This is a genomic window from Aequorivita soesokkakensis, assembly GCF_001641085.1.
Taxonomy (GTDB): Bacteria; Bacteroidota; Bacteroidia; order Flavobacteriales; family Flavobacteriaceae; genus Aequorivita; species Aequorivita soesokkakensis.
Window position 1 is genome coordinate 15,765 of sequence record NZ_LXIE01000004.1, and the last position, 15,808, is coordinate 31,572.

Here is a 15,808-nt window from a genome sequence, read left to right on the forward strand (position 1 = left end):
ATGATATAGTAGAATTTCAAATCATACGAAAACTCTTTATTGAAGTGAAACATTGCTGTAAGTAGAATTGATTGTTATGGTTTTATTAGAGGTATTGTTTTGGTTATATCCCTTTACTAAAACTCTATCTGCGCTTTTGGATTCTTTCAGATGAAGTGATTTTGGATATTTCAAAGTAGATTTTTTTCCGTTGAAATAAAACGAAAATGCACCCATTGGCACTTTCACTTTGGCATCGGTATTTTCCAAACGGATGTCTATAGTTTCAAAACCGTCCGAAATTTTAGCGATGCTCAAATCTCCAAACGATCCGGAAAGAAAGGCTTGATTAGTAATATTGCCGATACGCACATCGCTGGAATTGGCTTGCAGATTTACGTTCTGAACATTTTCAATTCTACATTTATCCACATATTTCACATTCAGCACGCCTTGTTTCCATAAATTCACAACTACGGGAGCATAAGAAGCATTGATGAGGGTTTGCCCCCCATCAACGCTGTTTGCTGTAAAAGATGTATAATCAAGATTGGCTTTGATGTTATTAGCATCTGCCATTTTTAAATCGCCGTGACGTATGTTCACATTCGTTTTTGCATTTTTTGGCAGACGGATGATAATGGTCTTTTTAGCATTACCAGTATTAATGTTACTGCTTCGGTTTCCCTGAATAACTATTGAGGTTCCATTTGGGCTTTTGGTAACCGTTTTTGTGTAATTGCCTCCTTCTTTTTCAAGCTGTTCGGCCCAAGCTTCCATTTTTTTCCCGTAAGCCTCGCCCCAGGCTTCCATTTGCTTTCCAAAATTTTCTCCCCAAGCTTCCATTGCTTCTCCATAAGCTTCGCCAATGCTATCCCCTTTTTTTTCGTCCCAGGTTGCTTCAAAACTTTTGCCCCATTCTTCCATCTTTTTTTCGAAATCCTTACCAAATTTCTTTTCTATTTGCGCATTAAATTTCTTCATATAAGCTTCTTCATCTTTTTGGCATTCCTCATAATCAAACTGAATATTGCCAAGATCCTCAAACAGACCCTCCGGAAGTGGCGGTACCTGTATGTTTTGAATCATTGGCATAACCATATTTTCCATCATGGGGCCAATAAATTCTAATTGCGGCATATCATTCATCGCAAAACTTTGATTGCCCGCGTTGGATGTGATACTTACTTTTTTACTGTTTCCGGTAATGTCAAGATTCCAGTTTTTCATCAAATCTTGCTTGTCTTTTTCTGACAGTTTTTCACCGTCAATATAGGCTTCAACCTCTACTTTGTTTTTGTTCCAAGTTTCAAAAACAACATTGGTGAACGAAGTATTTATGGATACTTCCACATCATCGGCCACATTGAAGCTCTCCACATAATTTTTTTGTGAATGGCCCAGTGTGCCAATAAACAGCAGTACTAATACTGCAACGTTACGATTGAATAGTTTTAAATTCATCATTGTTTTGGTTTTTAAGTTCTTTTAATTTGTTTTTAAGTTTGAACAGCAAATCCAAACGTATTTTCAAATTATCAATCAAAGCGGTTACGGTGGCTTCGGTTGGGCCTACTTTGCTCAATTCAGCATTCAGCGCAGTGTATTCCTTGTCCAATTCTGAAAGTCTCTGCATATAGCCATCTACCAGTTCTTTATTTTCATCTGTGATTTTCAGTGAAGCCAATTGCACATTGATTCCCGTCATATAATAATCCTGCACCTTTTTCAAATCTGGTGAAATATCTGCCAATGTAAGTTTAGGGGTGTCGCTTTGGTTATTATTTTCGGTATTAGTATCCACCACAGAATTCTTTGGATCGTTTGGAATGTTGCCCCCTGTTTTAGATAATTGTTGGTACCCAAAAAAGCTTACCGCAAAAAATACGATTGCCACAGCCGCGATTTTCAGCCACTGGAATGAAGTGCTTTTTTCTTCAGAAATGTTTTCTGAAAAAACTTTCTCCAATTTCGCCTCAAACCGTGCTTCGTGCCCCGTTGGAGGGGTTGAAGGTTCCGGAGTGTAGTTCTCAAACATTTTTTTAATATCCCGTGCCATAGCGCAAGTGTTTTAGTTTTTCTTTCAATTTTGTTTTTCCACGGTGCAGGTAGGTCCGCGATGCATTTTCAGAAATCTGCAGTATTTCTGAAATTTCCTGATGGTCATACCCTTCAATTAAAAATAATTTTACCGCAGTTCTATAATTATCCGGCAGTTCATCAATTGCAGCCATTACTTCCGAAACAGTAGTTTCATCTGCTATGGACCAATCTTCCTCACTTTGGACAATTGTAAAAACTTCCTCATTAATGGATTCCGTTTCAAGTTTTCTTGCCTTGATTGCATCTAGGCAAGTGTTGATTACAATCCTTTTTAACCAAGCCCCAAAAGTGACGTCTCCTTTAAACTGGCTCAGTTTTTTAAAAGCTTTAATAAAAGCTTCCTGCATCGCGTCTTCCGCGGCCGCGGTGTCCTTTAAATATCTCTGGGCTATTACAAACATGCCGTCACAATATTTTCCATAGAGCGCCATTTGCGCCTTACGGTTGCTCTGTTTGCATTGCTCGATGAGTAATAAATCGGACAAACTTGATGGTTTTTTTGGTTGCTGTTCCCTTAAAAGACGACAAAAGAAATTGGTTGTTGCAAATTTTGAATTTTTTTTGAAAAAATTTTATCAAACCCCAATCTAAAAAATTTCGTATATTAGGCAGATAAACTGGTCGCGTTCTTTTTTAAAAATACACAATACAGTTTTTCTCCCCTTGAAATTTTTGGCACAAATTATGCCTGTATAAATACATAATTTAGCTTATAAAATACTGTTATCTTCTTCATAAAAAAAGTGAAGATTTTTTAAAACAGTTGTTTTTTGTGCTAAATTTGATAAAACCATCCGTTATGAAAAAGAAATACGCCGATTTTGACAAACTAAACCGTTTATTGGTAGCCTGCTTTGAAGCAGAAAAATTATACTATAACGCTGCCCAAGACGCCCAAACCACCGATTTAAAAAGGTTTTTAAACTACATGGCCGTTGAACGCAATCGAATGAGCCACGACATTTCCAACGAGCTTCACTCACGCGACATTGAACCTTTAAAAGAAGATTCTGAAAAAGGAAACTTGGACCGCACTTGGCAGGAAATAAAAGAAGCCTTGGAGCATTTTGATGCCGAAGCCATTGTTAATTCTTGCATAAGCCGAGATAGAAACAACATCAAAAGATATGATGAGCTTTTGGAACGCAAGGAATTGCCAGATGGCATTCTTGAGCTTCTGGAAAAACAGAAATATCAATTAGAGTGGTACATCAAGCAAGCCGCGCAACAGCCTAAGAAAAATCCTTTTGTGGAAACAAAAAAAGAAGATCCAAAAAAAGAAGATGAAGGTGGGAAGGTGATAAACTTAAAAGCAATGTAAAAAAGAAAAGCCCTGAATTCAGGGCTTTTCTTTTTTTATAAATATTTAAATAATCTGTTTATTCGTCTAACAATAAATTTAGGTTTACAGTAATATTATCCTGGGTTGCTTTTGAAAAAGGACATATTTTGTGGGCATTCTTAATTATACTCTCGCCCGTTTTTACATCCACCCCCGGCAGATAACAATCCAACGTTGCTTCTAAAAAAGCACCATCTTCATCTTCACAAAAACCGATGGTTGCCGTAATACTGAAGTCGTCTGAAAGTTCAATTTTCTTCTTTTTAGCAATTACTTGCACCGCTCCACCGAAACACGCAGCATAGGCTCCGCCAAAAAGTTGTTCGGGATTTGTTCCATCGCCGCCATCGCCACCCATACCTTTTGGAACAGAAAGAGCCAAGTCCAGCTTGCCATCATCAGTATTTAAATGTCCTTTTCTTCCGCCTACCACAGTAGTTGTTGCTTCATATAATGTTTTCATCTTTTCTATTTTTGATTAAATTCCAGTCAATATACTACCGAAAACTGGCTTTTTAAAAAACATATTCATAAAATTGTCCTAAATTCACGCTGTGGCTGCTAACAAAAAAAATACAACTGCTTTAAACGAAAAAGAGGGCGTTTCGCAACCCGAAACCCTAAACAAGGAAATTGTAAAGCATCTTAAAAAGAAACAGCTATCCGTCAAGGAATTGGTTGCAGGTATCTTAAATCAAAACCAAGCAGACCTTAGCCAAGCTATTACTATTATTGAAAGTACGGCCCAAAAACACCAACAGCAAGCAAAGGAAATTATAGAGAAATGCTTGCCACATGCAAATCGCTCTATCCGCATAGGAATTACAGGTGTTCCAGGGGTGGGTAAAAGTACTTTTATTGAAAGTTTTGGAAAGCTGCTTATTTCCGAAGGGAAAAAAGTAGCTGTTTTAACCGTAGATCCCAGCAGCAGCATTAGCAAAGGCAGCATTTTAGGCGATAAAACCCGAATGGAAGATTTGGTAAAAGAAGAAAACGCCTTTATCCGTCCTTCCGCAAGTGGCGACACCTTGGGAGGCGTAGCCCGAAAAACACGGGAAACAATAATTCTTTGTGAAGCGGCTGGTTTTGATGTTATCTTGATTGAAACCGTTGGCGTTGGCCAAAGCGAGACCGCTGTCCATTCCATGACCGATTTCTTTTTATTGCTAAAACTTGCCGGCGCTGGCGACGAACTGCAAGGCATAAAACGAGGTATTATGGAAATGGCAGATTCCATAATCATCAATAAAGCTGATGGTGAAAATTTGAAGGCTGCAAAAATGGCCAAAACGGAATTTAATCGTGCATTACATCTTTATCCGGCAAAGGAAAGCGATTGGGCACCAAAAACCCTTCTGTGCAGCGCCATTAAAAACGAAGGTATTTCAGAAATTTGGGAAGTAATTATGAATTATTTTGACACCGTAAAAAGCAACGGCTATTTTCAGTATAAAAGAAAAGAGCAGAACAAATTCTGGTTGTTGCAAACTATTGAAAGTAGATTGAAAAGTGAATTTTACGCAAATGCTGCCGTGAAAAAAGAACTTGAAAACCAATTGAACGCTTTGGACAAAAACAAAACTACTCCTTTTGAAGCAGCTGAAAAATTGCTTTCAATAACAAAAAAGAAATAAATTATTCCTTTTTTAAACGTTTCATAATATCTTCCATCATTTCTACCTGAACTTGCTGAATATTTAGTAGTTCCTGTTGTTGGTGAATAATCAAATGATCCAGTTTTTCGTGCAGCATCCGTATTTCCAACTCAGATTTCAGATTTATCATATAATCCTGTTTGGCGCGCTCGCGATCTTTTTCTTCCTGCCTGTTTTGGCTCATCATAATCACTGGAGCTTGCAACGCAGCCAAACATGAAAGAATTAAATTCAGCAAAATAAACGGATAAGGGTCAAAAGCCTTACTAGACAAAAAAATGATGTTGATGCACATCCAAACAAGGATGAAAGCCCCAAAGATGATAATGAACTTCCAACTGCCCCCAAAACTCGCAATAGTATCAGCCAAGCGTTGCCCGTAGGTGAATTTTACGGAACCTTCCTCCATAATTATTTTAGAGGAAATAGCTTCTTGGTTTTGAATGGTTTCCAACACGTCTTTTTCAAGCTCTCCCAGTTCGCCAACCTCATCCAGAAGATATTCCGAAATGTACTTTTGGCGGTACTGGTTCAGTTCTGAAACAGATATATAACTGTTATGGTTAAAGGAAGGGTGCTCTTTATTTATTAAATCGAAAATAGCTTTTCGAATTATCTTGGCATGCATTTTTTCACTTTCGGGAAATTCCTTTCCTGAAATACTGCTTACGAATGTTTTCATCTGTAGAAAATATTTAAGAAAGCGGAAGATGGAATGCCCCAATTTACATCTTCGGTTGGTTTATAAATCGTTAATGGGCATTTCATAACTACAAAATTTAGTGTAAAAATAGGCTATTATAAAACACAGACGTTCAAGTTTTTCGGATGAATTGTTATTTCAATTTTTGGCTCTTTCGGAACAAAAAACTCCCCGTCTTTTTGTGTTTTCAAAATAATATTATCCACACTTTTAATTTCCAAAGAAGTAATTTGTTTAAACCTAACTTCCTCCAGCCAATGATGTTTTTTAAAAAGAAAAAGTAAAGTAAATATGAAAAGTTTAAAATTTGAAAGCTCGGGAACGATAACCAAATCAAGTAATCCATCCTGTAAAGACGCTCTCGGGGTCAAACTCATTTTATAACCCATTTCGTTGGAGTTTGAAACGAAAAGCAGAAAGGGTGAAATCAGTTCAGTGGTTTCATTGTATTTCAACTCTACCGTATTTTTATAATGGTATTTTTTCAGCGTTCGCAACGTGGATTGCAAATAACTAAAAAGTTGTCGGGTAGTATTTTCCTCAAAATCTGAAATAACGTGCGCATCAAACCCAACGCCTGTATTGCTGAAAAACGGTTCGCCATTTATGGTTCCCGTATCAATAGCAATGATATTTTGGTTCTTAATAATGGCGAGCGCCCTTTTTATATTTTTTGAAATTTTTAGATTGGAAGCCAAACCGTTGCCCGAACCCATTGGCAAAATTCCAAATATCACCGATGTATTCACCAAACAGGAAGCCACTTCGTTAATAGTGCCATCACCGCCACAGGCAACAATAATTTCTGCTCCTTCTTCAATAGATTTTTTCGTGAGCGCTGTGGCATGAAGCACAAATTCTGTTTTCTTTATTGAAACTGAATATTCCGTTTTTGGAAAATATGCTTCCAGCAAAGCCTCGGAAAGTTCATTTTTTCCTTTGCCCGCAATGGGATTTACAATAAAATGAATATTAGTCCTCAAGTCCTAAACTTTTCAGCTTCAACCCACCGTTTGAAAATAGATAGTCCGCGGTTTGATAGTTTGAAATGATTTCTTTTAAGAAAGCTTCGTTTTCCTTTAATGGAATAAGTTCGTTACTTTCCCGATTCCATTGATAATAGTTCGAAATTTTTTGATCGCCCAAAACCATTACTTTATCATCGCCTTTTAATAGCCCTAGTTTTCGGTACGTGCCCACAAAAGCACGTTCTTCCTCGGGTTTCATTTTTAAAACATCGGTACCGTATAAATTGGTATTATAATTCCAGTTTAATAATGAAAACAGCGTTGGAAAAATATCAATCTGCGAAGCCATTTTATCAACCTTTTCTGGTAAAATGTTTGGCAAGTTCAACATCAAGCCGGGAATATGATAATTTTTCACATCAAGCTCCTGCCTTCCAGCGCTGGAAGCACAATGGTCCGCCATAATTATTATTACCGTGTTTTTGTACCATTCTTTTTGCTTGACTTTCCTTAAAAATTCGCCAATGGCATAGTCTGTATATTTCACCGCTCCACTTCTACCCGAGCCCGATGAAATATCAATTTTCCCTTCCGGATACGTATATGGACGGTGGTTTGAGGTCGTCATCACAAAATCAAAGAAAGGTTTACCAGCATTGTGGGCTTCATCGGCAACTTTTATTACTTTGTTGTAAATATCCTCATCTGCAATTCCCCACGCATTTTCAAAAGTTACTTCTTCATCCTCTATATTGGTGCGAGTTGTGGTAATGCTAGCATCCATTAAAAAACCTCGACCGCGATCCACAATATTAAAACCGTTTCCTCCAAAAAAACTGTTCATATTATCAAAATAGCCGTCGCCGCCGTAGAAGAAATTCCGAGTGTAACCTTTCTGCTTAAAAACCTCGCCAATGGTGAAAAGATGCTGGTTATTTTCACGTTTCACAATGCTTCGGCCCGGCGTTGGTGGAATTGATAAGGTTATCGCTTCCATACCGCGTACAGTTCGGGTTCCATTTGCAAAAAGATTGTTGAAAAACAAGCTGTGGTTTGCTAAAGAATCTAACGTTGGCGTGATGTTTTCGGTATTGCCAAAGCTGCCGAGAAATTTTGCGCTAAGGCTTTCCACGCAAATAAAAATAACGTTTGGTTTTTGTTCGGGTAGTGAATCTATATTTGAAATATTACGGTAAATCAATTCCTTTTCGGGGAAAAGAAGACTGTCGCCGCGTTTTCTGAATTCAGAATTAACTTCCGCAAAGGCATCTTTTACGGGAATAGTTTTATAGAAATCAGTAAACGAAAGTTCATTGTTCTGAAAAGCCGCAAAGAAGGAATAGATTCCTGTTTTAGCAATTTCGTTATTGTAGCGGTTTTCAAATTGTTCGGCATCCTTGTTTTTTACGAATAGCGCAAAAATTGCGGCAATAGCTATAAAAAAAGCCGTTGGCAATAACTTCTGCCTAAAAGTGGTTTCGTTGTGGAATGTTTTCTGAAAAATGCCTTTGCGTTTCGTCATAAAAAGAAGAAAAGCCGTCAGCAGTAAAATACCGCCCACCAATAATGGAATTGGGTAAGATTCGTTAATGTTTTTTACTACTTCGTAGGTATAAATTAAATAATCAACCGCTATAAAATTGAAGCGATTTTTGAATTCTTCCCAAAAAGTTATTTCCGCAAAAAAGGAAAAAAGAAAAATAACGAGACCCAATGTATAAGCAAACCAAGTTATAATTCTATCAAATAATGATCCGTACCATTTCTTTGGAAAAACCAATAAATACAGTGCATACGGAATTGCAAAAAAGGAAACCGTACCAATATCAAAAAGAAAACCGATGAGTAATGTATTGCCAATTTTGAAGAAGGAAGTATCTACTTCGGGCAACATCCAAAAAGTAAAAACTAGACGGATAATGGTTGAAAGCACAATAAAAGTACCAACAAAATACCATAAAAGCCGAAACCTTTTTGGTGAAAATTTTGAGAATAATGTCATAATTAAAGTTGGTTAGTTTTATTAAAACGAATACTTAATTCGTTAATTATAAGTTTTTTAAAAACTATTTCTGAACCATTCCGTTTGTGCCAGCAAACCTTCTTTTAAAGTAGTCTTTGGGTTATAGCCAAGCAATTTTCTGGCTTTGTCAATATTCGCTTTGGTTCGCGATTGGTCGCCCGCGCGAGGTGGTTTTTTTTCGGTTGCAATTTTCTTTTGAAGAATTTCTTCAACCGTTGCAATCCCTTGTGCTGTGGTACTTTCGGTCTCAGTTCCCAAATTGAAAATTTCGCCGTTGCAAATTGTTTCTTTTCCAATAGCGCTCACAATTCCGTCCACAATATCCTGCACATAGGTGAAGCTTCGCAAATGTTTTTCGCTTCCTTCAAAAAGTGGAAACGCTTTGTTGTTCAAACCACAATCTATCAATCGGGTGTAAAGCTTATCCGGCCTTTCGCGCGGACCGTAAACGGAAAACAAACGAAAAGATGTTCCCTGTAATTTCTTTTCACGGCTTTTTGCAAGCACCAATTGTTCCGCAGCAAGTTTTGTGACCCCGTACCACGAAGCTGGTTTTGGAGGAACACTTTCAGGAAAAGTAGCCTCCAAACCGTAAATGGATGATGTGGCAATATTTACAAAAAATGGCTTCTTTGGAAGATTTTCCGCAAACTCAAGCAGGCGTTGGGTTGCCAAAATATTATTTGTAAAATAATCCTCAAAAGTGGAAGTATTTGAAATTCCGGGATGCGCGGCAAAATGGAAAATATAATCGAAATCGTTTGGAAGTTTTTCAGCTAAATCGTCGCTTCGCAAATCAACTTGAAGTATTGTAATATCCTTATCTGAAAGTGCTTTGGCATTCAGTTTTTTTAAAGAAACATCGTAATAGGGCGAAAAATTATCGATACCAACAACCTCGTGTCCAAGTTCTTTCAATCTTTCCGAAGTATGCGAACCTATAAACCCCGCAGCACCTGTAATTAAAATCTTCATAAAATTAATTTCACATGCAAAATAACATCTTTTTTAACGTTCTGCGGTATTCTTCAAAAAAGAAATACTTTTGCAGAAACCTTTTCAAAAATCGAAATGTACGAATTCACCATAATTGTGCCCGTTTACAACGAAGAAGAAAACCTGCAAAGGGTAGAAAAGGAATTACTGGATTACACAAAAATAGCAACCAAAAAAACTTCCATTCTTTTTGTTAACGACGGTTCCAAGGACAACAGTCAAGCGTTAATTGAAGAAATCTGCAATCGCAATGAAGCTTTTCATTTTATTTCTTTTAAGGAAAACAGAGGCCTGAGCGCTGCTATAAAAGCTGGTTTCGACACTGCCGAAAGTCCGTTGGTTGGCTATATTGATAGCGATCTGCAAACGGCGCCGGAAGATTTTAATCTTTTGTTGGAACATATTGGCGAATACGATTTGGTAACAGGCGTTCGCGCCGAAAGAAAGGATAAGTTTGTAAAAAACATGTCGTCAAAAATTGCAAATGGTATTCGCCGCGCCTTTACGCACGACGGCATGGACGATACGGGTTGCCCTTTAAAAGTAATTAAAACAGATTATGCCAAACGCATCCCAATGTTTAAGGGGCTTCACCGCTTTTTACCTGCAATGATTTTGTTACAAAACGGAAAAATAATTCAAATTCCCGTAAAACATTTTCCAAGAATGGCAGGAACCGCAAAATTTGGACTTTGGAACAGATTGATAGGTCCTTTGATGGACTGCTTCGCTTACCTTTGGATGAAGAAAAAATACATCAACTACGAAATTAAAAGCAAGGGATGAGCAACTGGATTGTGTATGGCATTGGCTTTTTGGCACAAATTCTTTTTAGCGGAAGGCTTATTGTTCAGTGGATTCTTTCCGAAAAAAGCAAACGCATCATAACACCTTCCGCATTTTGGAAACTGAGTTTGCTCGCTTCTTTTTTACTTTTTGTTTATGGACATTTGCGTGATGATTTCGCAATTATGCTTGGGCAAGCGCTGACTTATTATATTTACATTCGCAATTTACAATTGCAGGGTGAATGGCAGAAATCGCCAAAACTGCTGCAGGTTTTTCTTTATATTTTTCCAATTTTTGTGGTTGTTTACGCATACAATAATGGCGAATACGACATTGAAAAACTTTTCAAAAATGATGCAATCCCGCTGTGGCTTTTGTTATTGGGTATTATTTCCCAACTAATATTTACGCTTCGTTTTGTGTACCAATGGATGGTTTCCGAAAAAACAAAAACTTCACAACTGCCGGTTGGTTTTTGGAGGATGAGCGTTTTGGGAGCGTCCTTAATCTTGACGTATGCCATCTTCAGAAAAGATCCGGTACTTTTTGTAGGCCATATTGCTGGTTTGATAATTTACGTCCGCAATATTTTTATTTGGAAAAAACAGATGCGTTATGAAAGTTGAGAAAAATTATCTCTTGCTACTTTTGCTTACCTGCGCGGCTATTTTCTTCGTGAATCTGGACTCGCTTCCGGTAAACATTATGGAAGCGCGAAATTTTATTACAGCTCGCGAAATGCTTCACGACGGCAATTGGCTTTTAACCACAATAAACGGCGAACCTCGCTATCAAAAACCCCCGCTGCCCACATGGTTAACGGCTTTTTCAGCAGCAATTTTCGGGATAAAAAGTATTTGGGCACTGCGGCTTCCAGCAGCGATTATGACGCTTTTTCTCGTGCTGTTTTCCTATAAACTTGCAAAAAAACTTACTTCAGAAAAATTGTATGCTTTTATCAGTGCCTTAGTAATGGCTACTTCTTTTTACATAGTTGCCTCTGCACGCGATGGGCAATGGGATATTTACACCCACGGTTTTATGGTGGTTTGTATCTACCTACTTTATTTATTTTTCACGGAAGAAAAACACAAATATAGAAACGCGCTTTTGGCCGGACTTCTCTTTGGCTGTTCGTTTTTAAGCAAAGGCCCTGTTTCTATGTACGGTCTGCTCCTGCCCTTTTTGATAGCCTTCGGAATTGTTTATAAATACAGAAATTTTAAATCGTGCTGGCTGCCTCTCATTACATTTTTGGCGGTTGCCTTCGTGGTTTCTGCTTGGTGGCATTGGTACACGCTTACATTCGATCCCGCTGCGGCAGAAATCACCAAAAAGGAAACCACCAATTGGATAAGCTATGAAATAAAGCCATTTTATTATTATTGGAGCTTTTTCACACAAAGCGGCGTTTGGACGATTCCCGCATTTATTGCATTGCTTTACCCTTACTTAAAAAATCGGGTTTTCAATAAAAAAGCATATCTGTTTACCTTTCTTTGGACCATGCTTTCGGTGATTTTACTTTCGCTGATTCCTGAAAAAAAGGCACGCTATCTGTTGCCTGTTTTAATTCCGATGGCTCTTAATACAGGGTTTTATATTGAATATCTTTTCCGAAGATTTAAAGAATTGAAAGATAAGAAAGAAACAATTCCTGTTTATTTTAACTTCGGACTGATTGCTTTTATAGGAATTGTATTCCCTGTTGGCGGCTACATTTTTCTGAAAGATGGTCTAGCAGGAAATTGGGTTTGGTTTGGTTTGCTTTCAATCGGTTTGTTTGCAATTGGGGTTTTTATGTTTCGAAATCTTTTCCGAAGAAATATTGCAAAGGTCTTTTATTTGACGATTGCTTTTATCGTGACCGTTATTTGGTTCGGCCTTCCGCTGAGCAAAGCCATCACTATAAATCCCGACTACAAACCGTTTTCGGAATTGCATGCTTTTGAGGAAAAAGAAAACATAAAGGTCTATGAGTTTTCAGGAATGACGCCCGAACTTATTTGGGATTACGGCGAAAAGATGGAAATGCTCAACAATGAAGGGGAATTCACAATTCCTAATGAGAAGCGTTTCGGAGTTTTGGTTTCAGAAGAAAGCCTGCAACATTTTGCTGAAGTTTATGCAGATTTTAAAAGAGAGCACATAATCCGTTACGACATGAACCCAAAAGGGCCAGATAGCAAAACCCATAAAACCAGACTTTATAGGGAATTGTTTGTCGTTACTAAAAAATAATCGCAATGTCCCCCTGAGCGCAGTCGAAGGATTTCTTCTATTTTAAATTTTTGGTTGAAAATTAGGTCTCGACTGCGCTCGACCTGACATTAAACTTCCGCTGCCCCCATTTCTGCAAAAGATAAAAAAGCCAGCCCGTCAATCCGCCAAAGGCCATTCCGGTAATTACATCCAACGGATAATGGACGCCTAAGTAAATTCGACTATAACCAGTAATTACAGCCCAAATTAATAAAAGAAAAGGCAAATATTTATACCATTTTTGAAGACTCAATCCTAAAAAAACAGCCGCAGCCATAGAGCTTGCCGCGTGCGCAGAGAAATAACCAAACCTGCCGCAACCATCAGCTATAAAACGCATGTGTTCTTTCAGTTCAGCAACTTGACAAGGCCGTGGACGACGGACGCCGTATTTAAACAAACTGGCAATTTGGTCAGTAGCCGTAATCATCAGCGCTACACAAACCACAATTACTAAAGTTCCTTTCCAACCGTAATTCTTAAAAATCAAATAAAGAAGAATAGCATAAATAGGTATAGATGACCATTTTTCGGTAACAAAAAGCCAAAATCCGTCCCAAGAAGTGTTTCCCAGATTGTTTAGAAAAAGGAAAAATTGGGTGTCGTATTTTAGGAGTTCTTCGAGCATTCAAAAATCTTTTTTAATGTTTAATTTGAAATGTTTCGCCACGAATTCATGAATAATTATATAAAAGTATTCGTGAATTCGTGTTGAAAAAATCAATCTTCATCATATAACGAAATCTCCCGATCGTAAAAATCTGTCGCGCCTTGAATTAAATTTTCAGCTTCGTTCTCCAGTTCTTTCTGGTCTTGGGCATCAAAATCTTCCAACCATTCCACCTCATCGTTTTCAAGATTAATGATGAAACGCGGAAATTCAGTATGTATCACGAAAATCGCCGTTGGATAATCGCTGTTGTCGCCTAATAAATATTTTGGGAAATCCATTTTTTTGGAGTTATGAGTTATGAGTTCGGAGTTATGATTTTTAAAAACTATTCTCTTTTCGCTATTCGCTAATCGCTACTTCCTGCCTAATTAATTTCTTCGAAAGATAATTAAATCTGATGAATAACATAATGCCACTAGCGGAAAGCCCTGCCAACAAGCCTATCCAAATGCCCATACTTTCCAGGGAAGTTTCCATACTTAAGTAATACGAAATAGGGAAACCAATTATCCAATACGCTATAAAGCAAATCACTGTTGGTATTTTCACATCTTGCATTCCGCGCAGCGCTCCCAGAGCTACTACTTGCAAGGCATCGGTAAATTGAAATATTGCTGCAATAATCAAAAGCTGTGCAGCTATGGAAACCACTTCGTGATTGTCGGCAAAATCGGTTATACTGTTGTAATCGAGAAATATTTTCGGCAATTCGCCATTAAAAAGTATAAATCCAATGGCAAAAATCAACGATAAAATAGACGTTAATAACACAATGGAAATGGCCACGCGCCGCAATTCCCTAAAGTTTTTCAATCCTTTTTGGTTACCAACGCGTATCATTGCCGCAACGCTAAATCCCATTGCCACCATAAAAGTCATAGAAGCTAGGTTCAGTGCTATTTGGTTTGCAGCCTGTGGATTCTTCCCAAGAATTCCGGAAAGCCATATTGCGGAAGTGAAAATAGCCACCTCAAAAAACATCTGCATCGCCGAAGGAAAGCCGAGATTTAAAAGCTTTTTAAGCATCGCTTTGCTGAGAGTGAAAATTTTTATACTTGTAACAAAAAACCGCGATTTCTCTTTTCTGCTTAATAAATACCACAAATAAAGCACCATCACAACCCTAGAAGCCAAAGTGCCAATGGCAGCTCCAACAACGCCAAGTTCTGGCGCACCAAACTTTCCGAAGATAAACATATAGTTAAGCAGCACATTCACCAAATTCGCCACAATAGTAGCATACATTGGGAAGCGCGTCATAGACATACCATCGCTGAATTGCTTAAAACCCTGAAAAATAATCAAAGGCACAAGCGAAGCCGCAACCAACGTTAAATAGGGCATCGCCAAATCAACAACTTCGGGTGGCTGTTTCATTACATACATCAGCGGTTTGGCGGCCATCACCATTCCGAAAAGCATCAAACCAAGCACGATACACAAAAACAGTCCGTGCTTAAAGGAAGATTTCCCCTTCTCGCGATTGCCTTCGCCATCGGCTTCGGCAACAAGCGGCGTGATTGCCGTAGAAAAACCAACCCCCAAACTCATCGCCACAAACATAAAACTGTTCCCTAGCGAAACCGCAGCAAGCTCAGCAGTACCCAGTTGGCCCACCATAATATTATCAACCAGCGCAACCACTTGGTGGCCCAACATGCCCAAAATTACGGGTGTTGCCAATTTTATGTTGAATTTAAACTCTTTAGAATAATCGCTAAATGCCAAAACTTAATTTTTTGCGCAAAGATAGTTGTTGGGTTTTTTAAAATGCTATTTGAAAAAAAACTATTACTTTAATTAATCAAAAAATAGAAGATGAAAAATAGCCAACAATTGGCAAACCGGTTTCGGGAAGTAATTCTTAACGGCACTTTTATAGCCAATACCAATTATAAAGACCAACTGCAAAACCTACCGCTGCAAATTGCCCAAACAAAAGTTGGCGATTTAAACACCATTTCAATACTTGCGCAGCACATCCATTATTATATAAAAGGGGTGGCTACTGTTTTTAAAGGGGGAAACTTAGAAATTAAAGATGCCTATAGTTTTGATTTTCCTCCGTTAACTTCTGAAAATGAATGGAAAAATTTCTTGGATACTTTCTTTATGGATGCCGAGGAATTTGCAAATCTCGTAGCGCAACTTTCAGAAAACAATTTGAACAATGCATTTACAGATGAAAAATACGGAACTTTTCAAAGAAATATTGATGCAATGATAGAACACTGCTACTATCATTTAGGTCAGATTGTTTTGATAAAAAAATTGATAGCCAACAACCATCAACTAACAACCATCAACTAACAACC

General features: G+C 37.9%; 17 protein-coding genes. 6 read left to right on the forward strand and 11 right to left on the reverse strand.

Annotated elements, in window-relative coordinates:
* Positions 1–36: 36 nt before the first annotated feature.
* From A7A78_RS03480 to A7A78_RS03490, 3 genes are read right to left on the reverse strand one after another with little or no spacing between them, the layout of a single operon-like run.
* A complete protein-coding gene (locus A7A78_RS03480) occupies positions 37–1,446 on the reverse strand; it encodes a YggN family protein (protein WP_068761061.1) in 1,410 nt (469 codons plus the stop codon).
* The gene (locus A7A78_RS03485; protein ID WP_068761062.1) at positions 1,418–2,038 is read right to left on the reverse strand and encodes a hypothetical protein; all 621 of its coding nucleotides are present in this window, start codon (positions 2,036–2,038) and stop codon (positions 1,418–1,420) included. Before A7A78_RS03485 ends, A7A78_RS03480 begins: the two co-directional genes overlap by 29 nt.
* Entirely contained in the window at positions 2,022–2,567 is a 546-nt protein-coding gene (locus A7A78_RS03490; RefSeq protein WP_094746025.1) for an RNA polymerase sigma factor, read from the reverse strand. The genes A7A78_RS03485 and A7A78_RS03490 overlap by 17 nt, the downstream gene beginning before the upstream one ends.
* 314 nt (positions 2,568–2,881) lie before the next feature.
* On the opposite strand from A7A78_RS03490, the gene A7A78_RS03495 reads away from it, so the two are divergent.
* Positions 2,882–3,403: a DUF2383 domain-containing protein gene (locus A7A78_RS03495; protein WP_068761064.1), complete on the forward strand. Its 522-nt coding sequence runs from the start codon at positions 2,882–2,884 to the stop codon at positions 3,401–3,403.
* Positions 3,404–3,461: 58 nt separating this feature from the next.
* Here the strand turns inward: A7A78_RS03495 and A7A78_RS03500 are convergent, their stop codons facing one another.
* On the reverse strand, positions 3,462–3,887 hold the full coding sequence (locus A7A78_RS03500; RefSeq protein WP_068761065.1) for an Ohr family peroxiredoxin: 426 nt from the start codon (positions 3,885–3,887) through the stop codon (positions 3,462–3,464).
* 91 nt (positions 3,888–3,978) lie between these two features.
* On the opposite strand from A7A78_RS03500, the gene meaB reads away from it, so the two are divergent.
* Positions 3,979–5,058, forward strand: coding sequence for a methylmalonyl Co-A mutase-associated GTPase MeaB (gene meaB / locus A7A78_RS03505; protein ID WP_068761066.1), 1,080 nt, complete (start codon positions 3,979–3,981; stop codon positions 5,056–5,058).
* Between the two features lies 1 nt (position 5,059).
* On the opposite strand, the gene A7A78_RS03510 is transcribed toward meaB, so the two are convergent.
* From A7A78_RS03510 to A7A78_RS03525, 4 genes are all read right to left on the reverse strand, one after another.
* Positions 5,060–5,761 carry a DUF1003 domain-containing protein gene (locus tag A7A78_RS03510; protein ID WP_068761067.1) on the reverse strand — a complete coding sequence of 234 codons (702 nt, stop codon included), beginning with the start codon at positions 5,759–5,761 and terminating at the stop codon, positions 5,060–5,062.
* A gap of 116 nt (positions 5,762–5,877) precedes the next feature.
* Positions 5,878–6,765, reverse strand: coding sequence for a diacylglycerol/lipid kinase family protein (locus tag A7A78_RS03515; RefSeq protein ID WP_068761068.1), 888 nt, complete (start codon positions 6,763–6,765; stop codon positions 5,878–5,880).
* The gene (locus tag A7A78_RS03520; protein ID WP_068761069.1) at positions 6,755–8,752 is read right to left on the reverse strand and encodes an LTA synthase family protein; all 1,998 of its coding nucleotides are present in this window, start codon (positions 8,750–8,752) and stop codon (positions 6,755–6,757) included. The genes A7A78_RS03515 and A7A78_RS03520 overlap by 11 nt, the downstream gene beginning before the upstream one ends.
* Positions 8,753–8,809: 57 nt before the next feature.
* A complete protein-coding gene (locus tag A7A78_RS03525; RefSeq protein ID WP_068761070.1) occupies positions 8,810–9,748 on the reverse strand; it encodes an NAD-dependent epimerase/dehydratase family protein in 939 nt (312 codons plus the stop codon).
* 96 nt (positions 9,749–9,844) lie between these two features.
* Between A7A78_RS03525 and A7A78_RS03530 the strand changes: the two genes are divergently transcribed.
* Genes A7A78_RS03530 through A7A78_RS03540 form a run of 3 tightly spaced genes read left to right on the forward strand, consistent with a single transcriptional unit; the run spans position 9,845 to position 12,799 of the window.
* Positions 9,845–10,555: a glycosyltransferase family 2 protein gene (locus A7A78_RS03530; RefSeq protein ID WP_068761071.1), complete on the forward strand. Its 711-nt coding sequence runs from the start codon at positions 9,845–9,847 to the stop codon at positions 10,553–10,555.
* Complete coding sequence (locus A7A78_RS03535; RefSeq protein ID WP_068761072.1) at positions 10,552–11,184, forward strand: lipid-A-disaccharide synthase N-terminal domain-containing protein; 633 nt, start codon at positions 10,552–10,554, stop codon at positions 11,182–11,184. Before A7A78_RS03530 ends, A7A78_RS03535 begins: the two co-directional genes overlap by 4 nt.
* Entirely contained in the window at positions 11,174–12,799 is a 1,626-nt protein-coding gene (locus tag A7A78_RS03540) for an ArnT family glycosyltransferase (protein WP_068761073.1), read from the forward strand. Before A7A78_RS03535 ends, A7A78_RS03540 begins: the two co-directional genes overlap by 11 nt.
* A gap of 61 nt (positions 12,800–12,860) precedes the next feature.
* Here A7A78_RS03540 and A7A78_RS03545 read toward each other — a convergent pair whose 3' ends face one another.
* From A7A78_RS03545 to A7A78_RS03555, 3 genes are all read right to left on the reverse strand, one after another.
* Positions 12,861–13,448 carry a phosphatase PAP2 family protein gene (locus A7A78_RS03545; RefSeq protein ID WP_068761074.1) on the reverse strand — a complete coding sequence of 196 codons (588 nt, stop codon included), beginning with the start codon at positions 13,446–13,448 and terminating at the stop codon, positions 12,861–12,863.
* Between the two features lie 92 nt (positions 13,449–13,540).
* Positions 13,541–13,771: a hypothetical protein gene (locus A7A78_RS03550; RefSeq protein WP_068761075.1), complete on the reverse strand. Its 231-nt coding sequence runs from the start codon at positions 13,769–13,771 to the stop codon at positions 13,541–13,543.
* Between the two features lie 61 nt (positions 13,772–13,832).
* On the reverse strand, positions 13,833–15,221 hold the full coding sequence (locus A7A78_RS03555; protein WP_068761076.1) for an MATE family efflux transporter: 1,389 nt from the start codon (positions 15,219–15,221) through the stop codon (positions 13,833–13,835).
* Positions 15,222–15,311: 90 nt separating this feature from the next.
* Between A7A78_RS03555 and A7A78_RS03560 the strand changes: the two genes are divergently transcribed.
* Positions 15,312–15,803: a DUF1572 family protein gene (locus tag A7A78_RS03560; protein WP_068761077.1), complete on the forward strand. Its 492-nt coding sequence runs from the start codon at positions 15,312–15,314 to the stop codon at positions 15,801–15,803.
* The last annotated feature ends 5 nt before the right edge of the window (positions 15,804–15,808 follow it).

What these genes read in the sequence shown, in the direction of transcription:
- A7A78_RS03510 (WP_068761067.1), bottom strand. Translation starts at nt 5,761, where the DNA reads ATGAAAACATTCGTAAGCAGTATTTCAGGAAAGGAATTTCCCGAAAGT.
- A7A78_RS03540 (WP_068761073.1), top strand. Translation starts at nt 11,174, where the DNA reads ATGAAAGTTGAGAAAAATTATCTCTTGCTACTTTTGCTTACCTGCGCG.
- A7A78_RS03500 (WP_068761065.1), bottom strand. Translation starts at nt 3,887, where the DNA reads ATGAAAACATTATATGAAGCAACAACTACTGTGGTAGGCGGAAGAAAA.
- A7A78_RS03535 (WP_068761072.1), top strand. Translation starts at nt 10,552, where the DNA reads ATGAGCAACTGGATTGTGTATGGCATTGGCTTTTTGGCACAAATTCTT.
- A7A78_RS03495 (WP_068761064.1), top strand. Translation starts at nt 2,882, where the DNA reads ATGAAAAAGAAATACGCCGATTTTGACAAACTAAACCGTTTATTGGTA.
- A7A78_RS03560 (WP_068761077.1), top strand. Translation starts at nt 15,312, where the DNA reads ATGAAAAATAGCCAACAATTGGCAAACCGGTTTCGGGAAGTAATTCTT.
- A7A78_RS03530 (WP_068761071.1), top strand. Translation starts at nt 9,845, where the DNA reads ATGTACGAATTCACCATAATTGTGCCCGTTTACAACGAAGAAGAAAAC.
- A7A78_RS03525 (WP_068761070.1), bottom strand. Translation starts at nt 9,748, where the DNA reads ATGAAGATTTTAATTACAGGTGCTGCGGGGTTTATAGGTTCGCATACT.
- A7A78_RS03485 (WP_068761062.1), bottom strand. Translation starts at nt 2,038, where the DNA reads ATGGCACGGGATATTAAAAAAATGTTTGAGAACTACACTCCGGAACCT.
- A7A78_RS03520 (WP_068761069.1), bottom strand. Translation starts at nt 8,752, where the DNA reads ATGACATTATTCTCAAAATTTTCACCAAAAAGGTTTCGGCTTTTATGG.
- A7A78_RS03550 (WP_068761075.1), bottom strand. Translation starts at nt 13,771, where the DNA reads ATGGATTTCCCAAAATATTTATTAGGCGACAACAGCGATTATCCAACG.
- A7A78_RS03480 (WP_068761061.1), bottom strand. Translation starts at nt 1,446, where the DNA reads ATGATGAATTTAAAACTATTCAATCGTAACGTTGCAGTATTAGTACTG.
- A7A78_RS03545 (WP_068761074.1), bottom strand. Translation starts at nt 13,448, where the DNA reads ATGCTCGAAGAACTCCTAAAATACGACACCCAATTTTTCCTTTTTCTA.